An 18,625-nucleotide genomic window follows, 5' to 3' on the forward strand; every position below is an offset into this window, starting at 1 on the left:
TCTATTATGGTTATACACGTTTTCAGTGCGTATCCATCATTACTTCAGGCGTAACACCTTTTTTTCCTTTCAATCTGGTAAGCAGCATGCCAACTAAAAATATTGTCAGCGTGCCAACAACCATGATCATATTTTGATGAAGAGGGTTACGTAAATACGCGTATTCGTCAGATAATTTTGGCGAGAATGTCATCCAGACAATCACGATGATTCCGATTATTGTGGCGGTAAAGGCTTCCGTATTTTTTGTCGTCTTTGATATCATTCCCAATAAAAACAGTCCCAGCATACCTCCGGCAAAAATTCCGGACAACAGCCACCAGATATCCAGCACACTTTTCACACCGATCATAGCTATCCCGGTAACCATCCCCAGCAAACCAAATCCCGTAGTGGCAATGTATAGCAGCCTCATGGATTGGTTTGCGGTAAGATCAGGCTTAATATAACGTTGGTAAATATCCACAGAGAAAACAGTTGCCGACGCATTCATTCCTGAACTAATCGTACTCATAGCTGCCGACATAATGGCTGCTACGATCAACCCCAGCAATCCTACCGGAACCTTGGTTACCATGAAATGCGGCATCACTTTGTCACCGTATTCTGCGGGAGTAAGTGTATTCGCCAATTGCTGAATCGCCGCGGCAGTTCCCTGCGGCAAACGCTCAGCTGCTGCCTGTAACCGTACCGCATTCAGCAGCTCAGGGCTACTTTGGTAATAGGCATATAAACAAGATCCGAGCACAAAAAACAGTAATGAAACTGGCAAATACAGGTATACGCATAGCCAGATTGAACTTGCGGCTTCCTTCACTGAGGAGGTAGTATGGTAACGCTGTACATAATTCTGATCCATCCCGAAGTTGTTCAGGTTCATGAAGAAACCATACAGAAGTACTACCCAAAAAGACGATTGTATAAAATCAGGTGAAAATGTTCCTAAACTGAATTTATTATCTGCATTGCCAATATCCACAATTTTTGATACGCCACCGTCCATGCCGCTGATCACAAGATAAAGAATCACTACAGCGCCTACGGTCTTGATAACACCCTGTACCACCTCCGTCCAGATTACAGCCTCCATACCTCCCATCACGGTATACAGCACGATACAAACACCTACTACAACCATAATTGTAGACATCGGATAGCCTGTCAAAGCCTGTAAACTCAATGCAATTCCGAAAAAAATGGATCCCATCCTTGCCAGTTGTGTGAGCAGAAAACAGATCACCGCATAGGTTCTTGCCCATGCCCCAAAACGGTGTTCAAGATGTGTATAAGCCGATACTTCTCCGGTACTTCGATAAAAAGGGATAAAGTATTTAGTAGCAATCCAGGCTGCAAGCGGCATCGATAAACTGAATACGAAGGAATTCCAATTGCTTCCATAGGCCTTACCAGGCACTCCCAGAAAAGTATTACTGCTCAGGAACGTAGCGTAGATAGAAATCCCTATCGCCCAGCCGGGAATTTTGCCGGATGCTTTGGTAAACTGATCAGCGGTGGTATTTTTTCTTGAAAAGAAAACACCAACAGCGACCATCGCCACCAGATAGGCAATTACAATAGCGAGATCAATAATAGGTAAGGATTTCATTCTACTTTTTTAATAAGTATAACTTAATTGCAAATAAACAGGATAAAGCTGATGCTTTTATGTGGTTTCGTAGCGAATTATTGTAGAATATTATCATACAATGCTTCGGGCAACTTACCAACCCTTTATTTGACATGTACGAGAGTTACTCCGAAACCGTTGTCCGGTCTTTGAAGAAATACCCCATTCCCAGCGTGGACACTATGATCAATACCAGAATCACAACTTTGGTAGCCAAGCCTTCATTCGGATGTTCCAGTAAGTAGGCAATATCCTGCGCTTCCTTACCGGCCCACACGGCGAGTATCGTTCTCGGAATCATACCCAGGGTACCTCCGGCAATAATTTGTCTGAAACGAGCGCCGGCCAGCGAGAAAAACAGATTGGCTACTGCAAAAGGCAATATAGGAGACAATTTTGCGAAGAAAATCAAACGCAATTCATTCTGGTGAAACCGGTTGAGCAATCGCCCGGCCTGAGGATAAATACGTACGAGATAATTTCTTACAGACTCGGGCTGTAGGAAACGGGAAAGCACGAAAACGATGGCGATTGCGCCGAGGTTCAGCGCGAATAACAATGGAATCGCGATCCAGCCCAGAAAGTAACCATATACCAATGCCAGAAACGTCGGTGGCGTTAGTGCCACGGCAGAGGCGATGGTAAGCAGCAAGGTTACACCGATCCATATTTCCATCGACCATCCTCTCAGCATGGTTTCATGACTTATTGCCCATGCCGTTGCCAGCGATGTCGTAACCAATGGCACAATAGTCATTAATACGCTTATAATTACTGGTAGCGAAAACTTCCCGCCCGATGCTTTTTCTGACTGCATTGTAATAAATACTTTCTTTCCTTTCAACGCCGCTTACAGCCAAAAGGTTTTTCATAATTTTATCTTTGTTAAAATAACCTAAGGCCAAAAGCTGTACGCTAACGGCTATAAGCTCAAAAACATGAATTTCGCTACCATAGCCATACATGCAGGCGTTGAGCCTGATCCTACTACCGGTGCAATAATGACGCCTATTTACCAGACTTCCACTTACGTGCAAGAAAGTCCGGGTAAACACAAAGGGTATGAATATTCCCGCACACACAACCCTACGCGAACTGCCTTGCAAAATGCATTGGCCGCATTGGAGAATGGTACCCATGGAATTTGTTTCGCCTCCGGACTTGCTGCTACGGACGCCGTGCTGAAACTATTCCGTCCCGGAGACGAGATTATTGCCACCAATGATATTTATGGCGGATCGTACCGGATCATGAAGAAAATTTTCGAGGCATTCGGATTGGTGTTTCATTTTGTAGATATGAGTGACATTTCCAATATCGAAAGTGCCATAACAAATAAGACTAAGCTGGTTTGGATCGAAACACCCACTAATCCATTATTAAAACTAATTGATATTGAGGCTGTATGCAATTTATGTAAAGAAAAGAAAATCCTTACGGCAGTTGACAATACCTTCGCCTCTCCGTATTTGCAGAACCCGCTGGATCTGGGTGCGGATATCGTCATGCACTCTGTTACCAAATACCTGGGCGGACATTCAGATACCGTAATGGGCGCGCTGATCACCAGCAATGACGAACTTGCCAGGCAGCTTGCTTTTATACAAAACGCCAGTGGCGCAGTTCCTGGTCCACAGGATTGTTTTTTGGTATTGCGGGGAATAAAAACGTTGCATATCCGAATGCAGAGACATTGTGAAAATGCGATGAAAGTTGCCCAGTGGCTGGAAAATCATCCAAAAGTTGGTAAGGTCTATTATCCCGGATTGCTGTCACATACAGGTCATGAACTGGCGCAAAAACAAATGAAAGATTTCGGCGGAATGCTTTCCTTTGAGTTAAAGGGCGATGTGTATGAACAAGCCGTCAGAACCATGGAACGATTGCAATTATTCTCACTCGGGGAATCCCTCGGCGGTGTGGAATCGCTGTGTACGCACCCTGCGAGTATGACACATGCGAGTATACCTAAAGAAGAACGTGAGAAAGTAGGACTAAAAGATACACTGATCCGTTTGAGTGTTGGTATTGAAGATGTTGAAGATCTGATTGCCGATCTGGAACAGGCAATTGACTAATGCATCTTTGCAATCGAAGGGCAAAAAGCTTACTTTTGACACCACATTTTAAGCATTCAAAAAAATCAATCATAGATATGGAATTAACAGGAACTGTCATTGCATTACTTCCGGAGGTATCGGGTCAGGGCAAAAACGGAACATGGCGCAAGCAGGAATTCATCCTTGAAATCCCGTCGCAATACCCTAAAAAAGTTTGTATAGCTCTTTGGGGAGACAAAATTGATCAGGCTGGATTAAAAGTAAATGATTCAGTTACCGCTTCTATCGATGTAGAAAGCCGTGAATACAACTCTCGCTGGTACACAGAAGTAAAAGCATGGAAAGTGGACAAGGCAGGAAGCAATGGCGGCAGCGCGCCAGCGGCACAAGCGGGCAACCCTTTCCCTCCTGTAACAACTTTCACAGAAGACGAATCGGACGATCTGCCATTCTGATTTATATGAACCAGCTCATTCTTGTTTTTGTAGGAGGTGGCCTGGGTAGCCTGGCCAGATTCGGAGCTGGGAAATTATTTACAAAATGGTCGTCAGTATTCCCTTTTGGTACACTGACGGCCAATATAGTAGCCTGCTTTGTTATCGGCGTTTTCGCAGGATGGTCGTTACAAAAGCCGGAAGAAACAATGAATAATTACCGTGCTTTTGTCGCAGTTGGATTTTGTGGCGGCTTCAGTACCTTCTCTTCCTTTACGTTCGAAACCATTCAGCTTATTTCTAACAACAGATTTACTGATGCGCTTACCAACGTCCTACTGAATATGGCACTTTGTGCGGTAGCCACACTCACAGGATTATGGCTGATGAAATAAAAAAACCTAATTGGACTGATACGCCATCGACATGGTGAACTTATCGATCATTTCGTGCGGGTGAACTTCCAATATACGGGCGAGCACCATCACCACCAGCGTATTCGAGGCTATTTTACGAGGAATTCCGGCAAACGCTGCAAAAAGATCCACCGTTACAGACTCTTTTTCATCCAGTAACTTCATCAGCTTTTCCTCTTTCTCTCCATACTGAAATCTGATATCCCTGTCTCCACGTCCGCGTCGCATAATTTCCTTCATTTCGCGACTAGCCTGAATAGATTTATCCTCCACCCGGATATACGCCTGGCGGGCTCCTGATTCATCCACCACATAATGAGGCTTATCCACACTACGCGGAATTGTTATCAACAGTACCTCTCGGTCTGATGAAATGGGGATTTTTTCAGTTTTGTAATTTATTTTCGGGAAGATATACTTGTTGATCGCTTTGGTAAGCGTGTATTCATCTTCCTCTGCGTCCTTAAGACCTTTGATCGTTTTGTCGTCACCCACTCCTACAAACAGCTTACCGCCGCCCGTATTGGCAAAAGCAACCATTTCACGAACAATCTTTTCCGGGTGATTGGATTTCAGTTTAAATTCCACATGCTCACCCTCACCTTTCTTTACCAGTTCTTTCAGCAATCGAAGTTCCATTAGCAGAATGGATTGAATATCCCGGATTATGACAAATTATTGTAGAGTATTCTTTCTGTCTGTTGCTATGTTTAGATTAACAATTTACGTTTTTGATTGGTATAAAAAAAGCCTGCCGGTAGTTTTTGTGTAGAAATTCAAAGCAATAAAAAAGACGGCATGGATTGTGCCGTCTTCTCATTTAATATTCGTCTTCATTAAAGAAGAAATCATCTTTCGTCGGATAGTCCGGCCAAATTTCCTCAATGCTTTCGTAAGGTTGTCCGTCATCTTCAAGTTCCTGCAGGTTTTCAACAACCTCTAACGGAGCGCCTGTTCTGATTGCAAAGTCAATTAGCTCGTCTTTGGTAGCTGGCCAGGGAGCATCTTCAAGATATGACGCAAGTTCGAGTGTCCAGTACATAGTATTTTCGCCTATTAATAGTTTCTAACAATTTTTGCAAAAGTAAAAAATTCTGCATCTTTTAATAGCTTTAAGCGAAAAAAAAGAAAAATAATTGTTTTTAGTCAAAAAATATTTTGAAAAATATTTTAACTGACTGATTATAAGTTATTTAAAATTATAAGATTCAGATTAAAATCCTGCCTGTTACTGATATCCGAATGCCTTGAAGGGCATTGCTATACCAAGTTCGGAGTACCTGTTCCCGCCTCCTGCACAACACCTCCCAAATTGACGAATATCAAAGTTCCTTGTCATTTTCTCATCCACTTTTGTAATTTCCCATATCCATTTATTTTATTACAATTATGACTATTGAAGTTTGTGCCTACTCTCTGGAATCTTGTATTAATGCTCAGGCTGGCGGAGCCAAAAGAATTGAACTTTGCGGGGGACTGGGCGAAGGCGGAACGACTCCCAGCGCCGGGCTGATTGAGCTGGTTCGGGAACATATACAAATCGAACTTTACGTCATGATTCGTCCGCGCGGCGGAGACTTTGTATACGATATCTTTGAAGAAGAAATTATGAAAAAGGATATCGCTTTAGCTAAAAAATTAGGCGCTGATGGTGTCGTTTTAGGCATTTTACATCCTGACGGGCAGGTTAATATAGAACGTACACGCGACCTGATCGAATTTGCCCATCCAATGAAAGTCACCTTCCACCGCGCTTTTGACCTTACACCCGATCCGCATAAAGCGCTTAAGGCTGTAATTGCTACCGGCGCATCACGCATACTTACATCCGGTCAAAAACCGCGTGCAATTGAAGCGGTGGAGTTACTGGGCAAGTTATCCAAAGAAGCAGGATCCGCTATAGAAATCATGGCAGGAGGAGGTGTGAATCATTTAAATGCAGCAGAGTTGGCTGGTGCAGGTGTCCATGCATTACACCTGACAGCCAAGGCATTCCGTCCGGCAAGGCAGAAATTTTTCCCGGAAGGCATCTCTATGGCAGGTGAAATTCCTGACGAGCGTTCTGTCATGTACAGCGACATCAATCTCGTTGAGGCCATCGTGCAAGTAGTTTCCTGATTCTTTACGCTTGAAGAAAATATGTTGTAAACCCAAAGTTTGCTTTCTATGAAAATTTTCAAGGCTATCCTATCTGTCCCCATTACAGCCGGACTCATTTATGCGCTAAGCCGTCCCTGGGGACCAGCACCGGCATTGGGTCCGTTTCTAAGTCCATTTTCCGGATTCTGGCAAAATGGAGAAAAGCAGGAAGTGAATCATGAAGAGATTGTATTGAAAGCAGATGCACTCCACGACGACGTCATTGTCAGGTTTGATGATACGGGTGTGCCTCATATTTTCGCCAAAAATGATTTCGATCTTTTTTATACACAGGGCTACCTCACAGCCAAAGACAGACTATGGCAAATGGATCTGCAGACTCGTGCAGCTGCCGGCAGATTATCCGAAATCCTGGGACCAGCCACGCTGGAGATGGATCAAAGAAGCCGACGGCTTGGAATGGGCTACGGGGCCGAGGCCAATCTAAAAGTAGCCATGAGCGAAGCACGTTCTAAAACCGCGTTAGAAGGCTATTCGGCAGGAGTAAACGCCTACATAGATCAACTGAAACCAAAGGATTATCCAGTCGAGTATAAGCTGCTTGGCTATGCGCCGGAGCCATGGAAGCCGATCAATACCATGTATATGCTCGAACAAATGACGCTGACATTGGCCGGAAGGGCGAATGATCTCCGGATCACAAACGTTCTGAAAAAATATGGAAAGGGCGTCATTGCAGATCTTTTCCCCGACTATCCCATTTTTCAGGAAAGTCCGATTATACCTGCCGGTACCACCTGGGATTTTCAGCGTCTGCCTATACCTGTAGAGAATCCTCTGAAGCAGACCGATTCAGCTCCGATTGTCAGCCAGCCTGTAACTGCCGGTGTCATTATGCCGCGAGATGAGAATAAACCAGAGGGAATCGGGAGCAATAACTGGGCAATATCCGCAGAAAAGTCAATCACGGGTTATCCAATCCTTGCCAATGACCCACATCTGGAATTAACGCTGCCGTCGATCTGGTATCAGGTTCAGTTGCATACGCCGGAAATGAATGTATATGGCGTTTCGTTACCCGGTATTCCATCGGTGATTATTGGTTTTAATAAAAATTTAGCATGGGGAGTAACCAATGTCGACGCCGATGTTTTTGACCTGTATAAAATCAAATTCAAAGACAGCACGCGTTCACAATACTGGCACGACAACCAATGGAAAGCCACCAGCAGGCGGGAAGAAATTGTGTATGTAAAAGGTCTGGAGCCTGTTAAAGAGCAGATTGTTTATACGCATCATGGGCCGGTAACTGAAACGGATGAATCGGGAGAACATGCACCTAATCTTGCCATAAAATGGATCGGACATGAACCAGGCAATAGCTTTCTTACTTTCTATGAGCTTAATAAAGCAAACAACTACGACGATTATCGCGCTGCATTGAAAAAGTATGTGGGCCCTGCTCAGAATTTTGTATTTGCAGATAATGGGAAAAACATAGCCTTGACTGTAAACGGAAAACTTCCATTGAAATATAAGGATCAGGGAAAATTCCTGCTGGATGGAACCGATACCTCGGACGACTGGCAAGGATGGATTCCTGCGGAACAAAATCCGTTTGTAAAAAATCCAGAAAGAGGATTTGTAAGTTCAGCGAATCAATCGTCCACAGACCCGACTTATCCTTATTACATCAACTGGATTTTTGCACCGTCTGAACGCGGTGTACGTATCAACGAGCGGCTTGCTGCTATGAAAGGCGCCAATGCAGATAGTCTGAGAACACTTCAGAACGACAATTTCAATGTATTGGCAAGAAATGTGTTACCAAGGCTTTTGTCTGTTTTGGATGGCTCACCACTTAGTCCGGCGCAAAAGGCTGCAAAGACCAATCTGGATAAATGGAATTATGTCAACAATCCCGAATCCATTCCGGCCTCTATCTTCGAAACGTGGTTTCCTTTATTACAATCGTTTATATGGGATGATGAGTTCAGTTCTGATAAAATACCGATGAAACAGCCTTCACGTGACAGAACGATTTATATGCTGCTCAATCAACCCAATGAAAAATGGTTTGACAATATCAATACTTCAAAAAAGGAAACCATGCCTGATATTGTACTCAGCAGTTTTCAGGCTACTTTGGATACCCTCCAAAAATACCATGGCGAGATGAGCCCGAAATGGAGCTGGTCGGATGTGAAAAATACTGAAATACGCCACCTCAGCAGAAGTCTGAAACCATTTAATGCACCGGCAATTAAAGTCGGCGGGGGCTCAGGGATTGTGAATGCAATTACAAAGCGAAATGGTCCATCGTGGCGAATGGTGGTTGAACTGGGTCCTAATCCGAAAGCATACGGGATCTATCCGGGAGGACAATCCGGCAATCCGGGCAGTCCTTACTACCTGAATATGCTTAAAAAATGGGAAAACGGAGAGCTGAATGAACTGGTATTTCTTTCATCGCCTGACCAAACTCATCCACGACTTACATCTGGTATAACCTTCAAAAAGAAATAACAACCATGAATCTGATCATTATCATCATCGTGGCGGCAATTTGCCAATATTTCGGCCCTTGGTGGACAGCCGCCCTTATTCCGTTTATCACACTGGCCTGGCAACCGACGGCAACATCCTTCAAAGCATTTGCCACAGGATTTGTGGCTATCGCAATTTTATGGTTTGGCTATGGATTGTACCTGCATACAAGTTCGGAAGGCGCCATGTCCAACAGAATTGCACAAATATTTTCACTTCCCAATGGGTTTCTCCTACTTGCCGTCACGACATTAGTAGGTGGACTTGTTGGAGGATTTGCAGGTTTGTCGGGGCATTTGGCGCGAAAGATTTGGTAGCTAATATCAAGGCTTATTATCAGTAAATTTCTTATTTTTGAATAGAAATCGTTATATCTCTATTTATGAGTAATCGTATTATTTCCGAAATACTGAGTGAGCCGGACGCATATTTTCTGCTTCAGGAAGCACATGCCGTGCTTAATCGCGAGAAAGAAAAACGTATTCAGTTCTATAATGAAATTACGGAACAAGAAAAGGTAGAGTTTATAAACGGTGAGGTTGTTATCCATTCTCCCGTAAAGAAGAGACACAATGTAGCAAGCGGACTTCTTCATCGCTTATTGAGTATACATGCCGGGAAAAACAACCTGGGTTTCGTAGGGATTGAAAAAATCATGATTACTCTGACACGTAATGATTACGAACCAGACATATGTTTTTTTAAAAACGAGAAATCTGTCCACTTCACCGAAGATCAGATACTATTCCCTGCACCTGATCTGGTAATTGAGATACTTTCAGATTCTACCGAAGAGCGCGACCGTGGCGTCAAGTACAAAGACTATCAGTCACATAAAATTGAAGAATACTGGATTATTGATCCGGAAAAGCAAACGCTGGAACAATATCATCTCGAAGGTGCTGAATACACTCTTGTACTCAAATCTTCAGAAGGATTGGTAAAAAGCTTCGTCATCGACGGCTTCCAAATTCCCATCCGCGCTATTTTTGACGAAACTGAGAATTTGAAAGCCATTCGTGCGTTTTAATACTATAACTCCTCTACACTCACTCCACCCAACTCTTGGAACAACAACTGCCAGTAATGTGTCACATGCGGGTTATTTTCTTTAGACGAAGCTGTTGGTTCAAACGGAGAAACGATCGTTACCTGAGGAGAACCAATGGTATATTGCTCTAGTTTTTTAACATCCGCCTTCGCCTCTTCTTCTGCCTGCTCATCATTTCTTGGTGGCTTCACATGGAAATCGCGGCGATCCGCACCTTTCACACTTTCGATCATATCGCTGAAATAATATACCTTCACATCAGCTCCACTCTCATTGGCCTTCGCAATAACAGGAAAGCTAGCCCATATATCCGTTTCCTGATTGGAAGATCCTGTATTTTGTTGCTCCAGTTTTGCCAAAAGCTGTCTCAGGAAAATTCCTTTTTCCTTTTGAAGTGAAAGCGAATACGCAGTTTCAATCGCTTCACGGTCGGTAGCATTGGCTGCATCCATATTGTCTTTTTCGCTACGGATCATCACCGACATGGCTCTGGCCTTCGATGTATTTTCATGAATGAAATATACTTCCAGCTTGTCGCCTTTGTTTTTCATATTGTTTTCGACAATATCAGTAAGCGCCTGGCGGTATTTTTCACTCACATAGTTTTTATTCACATTCACACTCTGGGTTTTATCCAAAAAAACCAGGGTATATACGGGAGCATCAGCCACAATTTTAGTTTCCTCTTTATCTCCGCCACAAGCAGCGAGCATTGCCAGGATAGCTATTGAAAGGAGAAATTTTAGCCGAAAGGAAGTCATCATATAATAAAGGGGATTTGTTTTCAACATTGTGGTACAAATATCGGGCGAAGCTAATTAGTTCACCTATATCATACAACGCGAAACGGAGCAGTTACACAAATATTTTATCAGAAATGCAAAAATCCCTTTACGAATACAATCGTAAAGGGATTTTTGACCTATTCCGGCGAGCCGGTGAAGCAATTATTGCTGATTCTGTTGCTGAATCATCGTTACCAGCTCTTCAGAGATACCGGTTGACGAATAACCTCCGTCATGATAAAGATTCTGCATCGTCACATACTTTGTAAGGTCTGAGAACAATGTAATCGCATAATTCGCGCAGTCGTCCGCAGTAGCATTACCAAGTGGACTCATTTTTTCGGCAAAGTCGTAGAAAGCATCAAATCCTTCAATTCCTGAACCCGCTTTGGTTTTAGTAGGAGACTGAGAAATGGTATTTACACGTACATTCTTAGCCTTTCCATAACGGTATCCATAGCTGCGTGCAATACTTTCAAGCATCGCTTTCGCCTCAGCCATGTCGCTGTAGAAAGAGTAGGTACGCTGTGCTGCAATGTATGACAAAGCTACTACTGAACCCCAGTCGCTGATCGCGTCAAGTTTCTCTCCAACCTGCAAGAATTTGTGCAGAGAGATCGCGGAAATATCTAATCCTTTCTGCATCCACTCGTAGTTCAGGTCTCCGTAAGATTTTCCCTTGCGCACGTTTACAGACATTCCGATGGAGTGAAGTACGAAGTCAATTTTCCCACCCAAAACGTCCATCGACTGCTTATAAAGATTTTCAATATCTTCAACTGAAGTGGCATCGGCCGGAATAAGCTGAGCATCGCAGGCTTTTGCCAACTCCTGAATTCCTCCCATACGCATTGCGATCGGAGCATTGGTCAGGGTAAATATAGCACCCTCTTCTTTTGCTTTAAGTGCCACTTTCCAGGCAATTGAGTTCTCGTCAAGAGCACCTGATATAATACCTCTTTTTCCCTTTAATAAACCGTAAGCCATAGTTTTGTTATTATTATTAAGTCTGAAAAGCCAAACAGCGCCTGGCAATGTGAAAATCTCGTTTTTCTAACCTGACAATTCCAAATCAAGCCGGCAAAGTAAAGCATTTTACTGCAATTTTCCTTTGTCTGTTAATACCTTTAATTGATTTCTAAACTGGGTTTTAGCCCGAGTTGCTTCTGAAAAAACAAGTCTGTTGCTTCGTATACTCCTTTCACATCCTTCGAACGCAGGTAGGAAGCAATCACATGGTCCGCACTTTCAGGGAACGCTTTTTCCACTTTCAGCCCCGCTGGTGTGCCCAGCTGCGTGAACATATCCTGCATCGCTTTCACCGAAACTACCTGATCCTGCTCCTTTTCATTTTTATAGTAGTAGCCTAAAAAAACAGGTATTTTGATCTTTTCATATACTTCTGGTTTGGCGACAGCGTCAATCGTTTGCTGCAAAGTAAGCAATCCGTTGGTGCGATAACTCTGTAGCCAGAACGCCGCCCTTCCCGGCTCGGCATCTGCAGTTTTACGGTAGTCTCCCATCACGTTATATAATATTTTTCTACCCCATGGTCCGGTAATCAGTTTAATCGCCGGATTAGCCACTGCCATACAGGGAGAGTAAAGAACAAGTCCTTTTAATTCAGGATTAGTAGAAGCGAGATATACGGAGAGCAGCCCTCCTGCCGAAGTTCCGATAACGATTACGCTGTCGCCCAGTGCTTTACCGATAGACAAAGCGCGTTTCGCTTCCTGCAAAAAATTCTCAGGTGTAAGGTCATCAAATGCATCCGGATCACTGATGCCGGCATCGTGCATACGCGCCAGATACAGGTTCGCTCCATATCTTCTGGCAAGATCGCGGTGCACAGGTTCTCCCTCCGCCCAGCTCGCTCCGAATCCATGGATATATACGATACTGTAAGGTGTTTTCTCTTTTTTGCCTGAATCAGCCCAGACAATCCGCGCCTGATTATCCGGTTTGAGCATGGCAATGGCCTTCTCAGTCTGATTGACTTCCTGTTCCAAAGCAACCAGATCCTGTTTTACAACGGGCAATACCGGATCAAACTGAACAGCAGGAACTTTAGGACCTGAGAAATATAGCACTGCAATCATTGCTATTCCGAAAACTACATAGATCACAATCTTTAACATAAATTATGAATTTAGAAGGTTTTTTAACACCGAAAGTTCGGTAGTTTTAGGCACAAAATTACATTTGACTATACGGCAAATTCACGAATCGGGCCGAATTTGTAATTTTAAATGCTGGCAACGCATAAACCTGCGTTTATTCATCAATAAGTACATTAAAACAATTTTCTAACGAGACTTCATTCGCTATGCCCAACCTCCTACTTGTTGAAGACGACGCCAATCTTGGTTCTTTACTTCAGGAATACCTGATTGACAAAGGTTTTCCGACAGACCTTGCAACGGACGGACAACAGGGATGGCAAAGCTTTGTAGACAAAGAGTATGACTTGTGTATTTTTGATGTGATGATGCCCAAGAAAGATGGCTTTTCTCTTGCAAAGGAGGTAAGAATGAGCGGACGTGATGTACCCATTATCTTCCTCACTGCCAAATCCATGAAGGAAGATACCATGCAGGGGTTCCGCGTCGGTGCAGACGATTACGTAACAAAGCCGTTTGACAGGGAAGAACTTTTACTGCGAATCGAAGCTATACTCCGTCGCTACCGTAAGCAGCCCGATCAGCCTGAAGAAAACAAAGTATTTCAAATTGGGAGTTACTCTTTCGATTATGACCATCAACAGCTAATCAACGGCGAAAAATCTGCCCGGCTTACAAGTAAAGAGTCAGAACTACTCAAACTTTTTTGCCAGAATATTAACCAGCCTATCAGTCGGAGTTTTGCGCTTAAAACCATCTGGGGAGACGATTCCTATTTCAATGCCCGCAGTATGGACGTGTATATAACCAAGCTCCGCAAGCATTTCCGTGAGGATACCTCTATTCAGATCATGAATTTGCATGGCGAAGGATTTAAGCTGATGGTTGGGTGAAAGTGCCTGGGGCAGGGGGCATAGAGTAAATGGCTTGGGGGTGATAAAACTTTGTTCTTTGAAACTCTCTATATTTCTCCATCGTTCTTTCTGTAATATATTTACTGCCTTAAATTAAAAAGCCGACAGCCGACTGCTGATCGCCGAAAGCTTATGTTCAATATCTCTCGTCGCCCACGACGCAATAGAAAATCTTCTGCAATTCGTGATTTGGTACAGGAAACAACTTTGCAGGTTTCCGATTTTATTTTCCCCATGTTTGTTCAGGAAGGCTCCAACCAAAAGGTGGAAGTGAAATCCATGCCGGGTATCTACAGGTATTCGCTTGACAATCTGCTGGAAGAACTGAAAGAAATTACTGACCTTGGAATCCGGGGAATCGATCTTTTCCCCAATTATCCCGAAAGTAAAAAGGATCGTATCGCATCAGAAAGTTATAAAGAGGATACTTTTTATCTGAAAGCCATTACGGCTGTTAAAGAAAAATTCCCTGAACTGGCTATCATGACAGACGTGGCCATGGACCCATACAGCTCCGACGGTCACGACGGACTTGTGGAAAACGGAAAAATCCTGAACGATGCTACACTTGAAATTCTTGGAAAAATGTCACTGGCTCAGGCAAAAGCCGGAGCTGACATACTTGGCCCAAGCGATATGATGGATGGACGTGTAAGATACATCCGCGATTATATTGATGCTGAAGGATTTACAGACGTGAGCATTATGTCCTATTCTGCTAAATACGCCAGCGCATTTTATGGCCCTTTCCGTGATGCACTCGAATCTGCGCCGAAGTTTGGGGATAAAAAAACCTACCAGATGAATCCTGCCAACAAGCGGGAAGCATTATTGGAAGCACAACAGGATTTCGAAGAAGGAGCTGATTTCCTGATGGTAAAACCTGCATTATCGTACCTCGATATTATCCGCGAACTCGACGCAAATTTTGATATTCCAATTGCAGCATACAACGTTTCGGGAGAATATGCCATGATCAAAGCGGCAGCTCTCAATGGCTGGCTCGATGGTGATCGTGCCATGATGGAAGTGCTGATGGGTATTCGTCGTGCCGGAGCCAAATGTATCCTGACCTATTTCGCGAAGGAAGCTGCCATCATTCTGAATCAGTAAACAATTAACCTATGCATGACGGTCAATGTTCGTTCAGAACTGTTGACCGTCATGTTCTTTTTAAATACCTATGAAAAAAACCTACACCTTAGCCCTACTTCTCGGACTGGCTCAAACTGCGCTTCATGCTCAGGAAGCACGATTGCTGCGTTTTCCGGCAGTGCACGACAATCAGGTAGTATTCTCCTATGCGGGAGATTTATATACCGTTGGCAAAACCGGAGGCGTTGCCCGCAAGATAACCAGCCACCCTGGTTATGAAATGTTTCCAAAGTTTAGTCATGATGGTAAGCAAATCGCTTTTACCGGACAATACGATGGAAATACGGAAGTGTTCATAATGCCTGCAAACGGTGGAACACCAAAGCGTATTACCTATACCGCAACTTTGGGACGGGATGATGTTGCCGACAGAATGGGTCCAAACAACATTGTAATGGATTGGACTCCGGACGACAAAAATGTTGTATACCGCAGCCGTGGTACTTCTTTCAATGCATTTAAAGGCAAACTCTACAAGGCTCCGATAAGCGGAGACATCAGCGAAGAGCTGCCCTTTGCAGTAGGTGGCTGGAGCAGCTACAACGAAGATGGATCAAAATTGGCCATGAACAGGGTTTTCCGTGAGTTCCGTACCTGGAAATACTATAAAGGTGGTATGGCGGATGATATCTGGATTTTCGATGTAAAATCTGGTAAGACTGAGAACGTGACGAATAATCCTGCTCAGGATATCTTCCCGATGTACCATAAAAACAAGGTGTATTATCTGAGCGACAGAGACCGGGTTGCTAACCTCTTTGAATACGATACACAAACCAAACAAACCAAAAAGGTAACTGATTTTAAAGAGTACGATTGCAAGTTCCCATCACTCGGAAACAATGCCATTGCTTTTGAAAACGGCGGATATATTTATCTGTACGATCTGGCAACCGGAAAAACAGACAAGCTGAATATCACAATTTCAGAAGATTTTTCTTCTGGTCGTCATAAGCAAACTGATGCTTCCAAAGCCATTAATAGCTATGCGATTTCTCCGGATGGAAAACGTGCCGTATTAGGTGCCCGTGGTGAGGTGTTTTCTGTTCCTGCCAAAAACGGTGTCGTGCGTAATCTGACCCAAACCAGCAATGCCCACGAACGCAATGTAGAATGGAGTCCAGATGGAAAGTGGATCAGCTATTTGTCGGATCAGACAGGTGAAGACGAGGTATACATCCGCAAACAGGATGGTTCTGAACCTGCCAAACAACTGACAAAAGGTGGTGGAAGTTATAAGTTCAATCCGGTATGGAGCCCCGACAGCAAGCTGATTTTATTGGCAGACAGAAATCAGGATTTATATTATATCGAAGTAGCATCTGGCAAGAAAATAGCTATTGTTCATAACGATCACAGGGAAATCGATGACTACGTTTTCTCTCCGGACAACAAATGGGTAGCCTATACAGAACCCGGCAGAGCAAGAGAGTTTGAGACGATCAAACTTTATAATATCGACACGAAAAAATTTGTTCAGATCACGGATAACTGGTACAACAGCTCACAGCCGACATTCAGTCCGGATGGCAAATTGTTGTATTTCGTTTCTCAGCGCGACTTTAACCCGACCTACAGTAGCACGGAATGGAACCACTCCTACTCCAATATGTCGAAACCTTACTTCGTACGTTTGGCGGCAGACACGAAATCATCTTTCCGTATAGAAAACGATGAAGTGGATGTGAAGGAAGATAAAGCTCCCGAACCGGCATCTGCAACCTCGAAAGGAAAAAAAGAAACTGCTAAAACTGAGGCTCCCAAAGCCAATACGGGTGTTGCTGTAAAAGTAGATGAAGAAAATCTGGCTGATCGGATTGAAAGTTTGCCAGTGGCTGCAGGTAACTACTATAGGCTGGTAGCAACTAACGATGGTGTTTATTATACATCCAATTCAGCAGGCAAAGATCGTTCATTTAAATTTTTCAGCCTGAAAGATAAAAAAGAGACAGAGATCGGAGATTTTGGCGGTTATGTTGTAAGTGCTGACGGCAAGAAAATTCTGCTGAGAAAGATGGCTGACATCTATATCGAAGATCTTGGTACGTCCAAACTGGAGCCGAAAAACAAGCTGAACCTGGATGGGCTCAAAACCAATACAGACCTGCACGCGGAATGGAAGCAGATTTATGACGAAAGCTGGAGACAGATGCGGGATTATTTTTATGATCCTAAAATGCATGGTGTAGATTGGAAAGCGATGCATGAGAAATATGCAGTGCTGTTGCCTCATGTGAACCACCGGAACGATCTTACCTATGTAATTGGTGAACTGATCGGGGAATTGAATGTAGGCCATGCTTATACCAATCCGGGTGAACGTCCGGAAATTGAAAGAATTAAAATGGGACTGCTTGGCGCTACTTTCAGCAGAGATAAGAGCGGATATTATAAAATTGAAACCATTCTTTCGGGTCAAAGCTGGAACAAATCACTGGTGTCTCCGCTTCGCGCGCCGGGACTTGATGTGAAACCGGGTGATTTCATCATCAGTATCAACGGAAATGATGTAAAAGGTTTTGCAAACTTGTTTGAAGGCCTGATCGGTAAAGCCGGACAGGTTGTAGAAATTGAAGTTAACGGTACAGCATCAGCAAAAGGAAGCAAAAAAATATTTGTTAAGCCAATTGCAGATGAATCTGAATTGTATTACCACCAGTGGGTGCAGGACAATATCGCGAAGGTAACCAAAGCTTCAGGAGGTAAAATCGGATACGTTCATATTCCTGATATGGGCCCGGAAGGTTTGAATCAGTTTGCACGCTACTTCTATCCTCAGTTAGACAAAGAGGCTTTAATAATTGATGACCGTGGCAATGGCGGAGGAAATGTTTCTCCTATGATTATCGAGCGACTACGTCGTGAGCCTGGATTAGGTGCTATGATGCGTAACAGTAAATCATCAACAGTCAAACCTGACGCACAGATCGGACCGAAAATCTGTCTGATTGACCAGTATTCCGCTTCAGATGGCGATATGTTCCCGTACCAGTTCAGACTGTATAATATCGGACCATTGGTTGGTCAACGCACCTGGGGAGGTGTTGTTGGTATTCGTGGTTCCTTACCATTTATCGACGGCAGCGACCTTCGTAAACCTGAATTCGCGCATTTCGCAGCGGATGGTTCTAAATTTATCATTGAGGGTGAAGGGGTTTCTCCTGATATTGATATCAGCAACGATCCTCACCAGGAATACCTTGGCAATGATCAGCAGCTGGAAAGAGCCATTGAGGAGATGAAGAAAAAATTAACGGAGCCAGGACAGAAGGGTGTACCGAATATTCCGGCTTTCCCGAATAAGTCTGGGAAATAAACGAGTTCAAAAAATGGTAAAACCATCCATAGCACGCCGCTATCGGATGGTTTTCTATTTAGGACAACTGCTATCCAATTATCATATTCTGTAGCCATTG

At 43.7% G+C, this 18,625-nt stretch carries 18 protein-coding genes; 10 read left to right on the forward strand and 8 right to left on the reverse strand.

Features of this window, described 5'->3' with window-relative positions:
* Window positions 1-22 precede the first annotated feature (22 nt).
* From DSL64_RS14800 to DSL64_RS28965, 3 genes are all read right to left on the reverse strand, one after another.
* On the reverse strand, window positions 23-1,606 hold the full coding sequence (locus DSL64_RS14800; protein WP_115831694.1) for a sodium:solute symporter family protein: 1,584 nt from the start codon (window positions 1,604-1,606) through the stop codon (window positions 23-25).
* Between the two features lie 145 nt (window positions 1,607-1,751).
* Window positions 1,752-2,384: a TVP38/TMEM64 family protein gene (locus tag DSL64_RS14805; RefSeq protein ID WP_115831794.1), complete on the reverse strand. Its 633-nt coding sequence runs from the start codon at window positions 2,382-2,384 to the stop codon at window positions 1,752-1,754.
* On the reverse strand, window positions 2,326-2,499 hold the full coding sequence (locus tag DSL64_RS28965) for a hypothetical protein (protein ID WP_158547927.1): 174 nt from the start codon (window positions 2,497-2,499) through the stop codon (window positions 2,326-2,328). Before DSL64_RS28965 ends, DSL64_RS14805 begins: the two co-directional genes overlap by 59 nt.
* Before the next feature lie 66 nt (window positions 2,500-2,565).
* Between DSL64_RS28965 and DSL64_RS14810 the strand changes: the two genes are divergently transcribed.
* From DSL64_RS14810 to crcB, 3 genes are all read left to right on the forward strand, one after another.
* Entirely contained in the window at window positions 2,566-3,705 is a 1,140-nt protein-coding gene (locus DSL64_RS14810) for a cystathionine gamma-synthase (protein ID WP_115831695.1), read from the forward strand.
* Between the two features lie 77 nt (window positions 3,706-3,782).
* Complete coding sequence (locus tag DSL64_RS14815) at window positions 3,783-4,142, forward strand: DUF3127 domain-containing protein (RefSeq protein WP_115831696.1); 360 nt, start codon at window positions 3,783-3,785, stop codon at window positions 4,140-4,142.
* Window positions 4,143-4,147: 5 nt separating this feature from the next.
* Window positions 4,148-4,516 (forward strand): fluoride efflux transporter CrcB, encoded by a 369-nt coding sequence (gene crcB / locus DSL64_RS14820; protein ID WP_115831697.1) that lies wholly within the window; start codon window positions 4,148-4,150, stop codon window positions 4,514-4,516.
* A 6-nt stretch (window positions 4,517-4,522) separates the two neighbouring features.
* Here the strand turns inward: crcB and DSL64_RS14825 are convergent, their stop codons facing one another.
* Both DSL64_RS14825 and DSL64_RS14830 read right to left on the reverse strand, forming a co-directional pair.
* Window positions 4,523-5,176: an AlbA family DNA-binding domain-containing protein gene (locus DSL64_RS14825; RefSeq protein ID WP_115831698.1), complete on the reverse strand. Its 654-nt coding sequence runs from the start codon at window positions 5,174-5,176 to the stop codon at window positions 4,523-4,525.
* 181 nt (window positions 5,177-5,357) lie between these two features.
* Window positions 5,358-5,579, reverse strand: coding sequence for a DUF2795 domain-containing protein (locus DSL64_RS14830; RefSeq protein WP_013927448.1), 222 nt, complete (start codon window positions 5,577-5,579; stop codon window positions 5,358-5,360).
* A 347-nt stretch (window positions 5,580-5,926) separates the two neighbouring features.
* On the opposite strand from DSL64_RS14830, the gene DSL64_RS14835 reads away from it, so the two are divergent.
* The 4 genes from DSL64_RS14835 to DSL64_RS14850 all read left to right on the forward strand — a co-directional run bounded on the left by DSL64_RS14835 (window position 5,927) and on the right by DSL64_RS14850 (window position 10,214).
* A complete protein-coding gene (locus DSL64_RS14835; protein ID WP_115831699.1) occupies window positions 5,927-6,655 on the forward strand; it encodes a copper homeostasis protein CutC in 729 nt (242 codons plus the stop codon).
* Window positions 6,656-6,703: 48 nt separating this feature from the next.
* On the forward strand, window positions 6,704-9,163 hold the full coding sequence (locus DSL64_RS14840) for a penicillin acylase family protein (protein ID WP_115831700.1): 2,460 nt from the start codon (window positions 6,704-6,706) through the stop codon (window positions 9,161-9,163).
* 5 nt (window positions 9,164-9,168) lie between these two features.
* Window positions 9,169-9,501 carry a hypothetical protein gene (locus DSL64_RS14845; RefSeq protein WP_115831701.1) on the forward strand — a complete coding sequence of 111 codons (333 nt, stop codon included), beginning with the start codon at window positions 9,169-9,171 and terminating at the stop codon, window positions 9,499-9,501.
* 65 nt (window positions 9,502-9,566) lie between these two features.
* On the forward strand, window positions 9,567-10,214 hold the full coding sequence (locus DSL64_RS14850; protein WP_115831702.1) for a Uma2 family endonuclease: 648 nt from the start codon (window positions 9,567-9,569) through the stop codon (window positions 10,212-10,214).
* A gap of 2 nt (window positions 10,215-10,216) precedes the next feature.
* On the opposite strand, the gene DSL64_RS14855 is transcribed toward DSL64_RS14850, so the two are convergent.
* The 3 genes from DSL64_RS14855 to DSL64_RS14865 all read right to left on the reverse strand — a co-directional run bounded on the left by DSL64_RS14855 (window position 10,217) and on the right by DSL64_RS14865 (window position 13,158).
* A complete protein-coding gene (locus DSL64_RS14855) occupies window positions 10,217-10,996 on the reverse strand; it encodes a hypothetical protein (protein ID WP_115831795.1) in 780 nt (259 codons plus the stop codon).
* 186 nt (window positions 10,997-11,182) lie between these two features.
* Window positions 11,183-12,007: an enoyl-ACP reductase FabI gene (locus tag DSL64_RS14860; RefSeq protein WP_115831703.1), complete on the reverse strand. Its 825-nt coding sequence runs from the start codon at window positions 12,005-12,007 to the stop codon at window positions 11,183-11,185.
* A gap of 140 nt (window positions 12,008-12,147) precedes the next feature.
* On the reverse strand, window positions 12,148-13,158 hold the full coding sequence (locus DSL64_RS14865; protein WP_115831704.1) for an alpha/beta hydrolase: 1,011 nt from the start codon (window positions 13,156-13,158) through the stop codon (window positions 12,148-12,150).
* A 188-nt stretch (window positions 13,159-13,346) separates the two neighbouring features.
* On the opposite strand from DSL64_RS14865, the gene DSL64_RS14870 reads away from it, so the two are divergent.
* The 3 genes from DSL64_RS14870 (at window position 13,347) to DSL64_RS14880 (ending at window position 18,525) form a co-directional block, all read left to right on the forward strand.
* Window positions 13,347-14,033 carry a response regulator transcription factor gene (locus DSL64_RS14870; protein ID WP_115831705.1) on the forward strand — a complete coding sequence of 229 codons (687 nt, stop codon included), beginning with the start codon at window positions 13,347-13,349 and terminating at the stop codon, window positions 14,031-14,033.
* A 153-nt stretch (window positions 14,034-14,186) separates the two neighbouring features.
* Window positions 14,187-15,167 carry a porphobilinogen synthase gene (gene hemB, locus DSL64_RS14875; RefSeq protein ID WP_115831706.1) on the forward strand — a complete coding sequence of 327 codons (981 nt, stop codon included), beginning with the start codon at window positions 14,187-14,189 and terminating at the stop codon, window positions 15,165-15,167.
* Between the two features lie 70 nt (window positions 15,168-15,237).
* Window positions 15,238-18,525 (forward strand): S41 family peptidase, encoded by a 3,288-nt coding sequence (locus DSL64_RS14880; protein ID WP_115831707.1) that lies wholly within the window; start codon window positions 15,238-15,240, stop codon window positions 18,523-18,525.
* The last annotated feature ends 100 nt before the right edge of the window (window positions 18,526-18,625 follow it).

It is taken from the genome of Dyadobacter luteus (assembly GCF_003383615.1).
In the GTDB taxonomy this organism is placed as follows: Bacteria; Bacteroidota; Bacteroidia; order Cytophagales; family Spirosomataceae; genus Dyadobacter; species Dyadobacter luteus.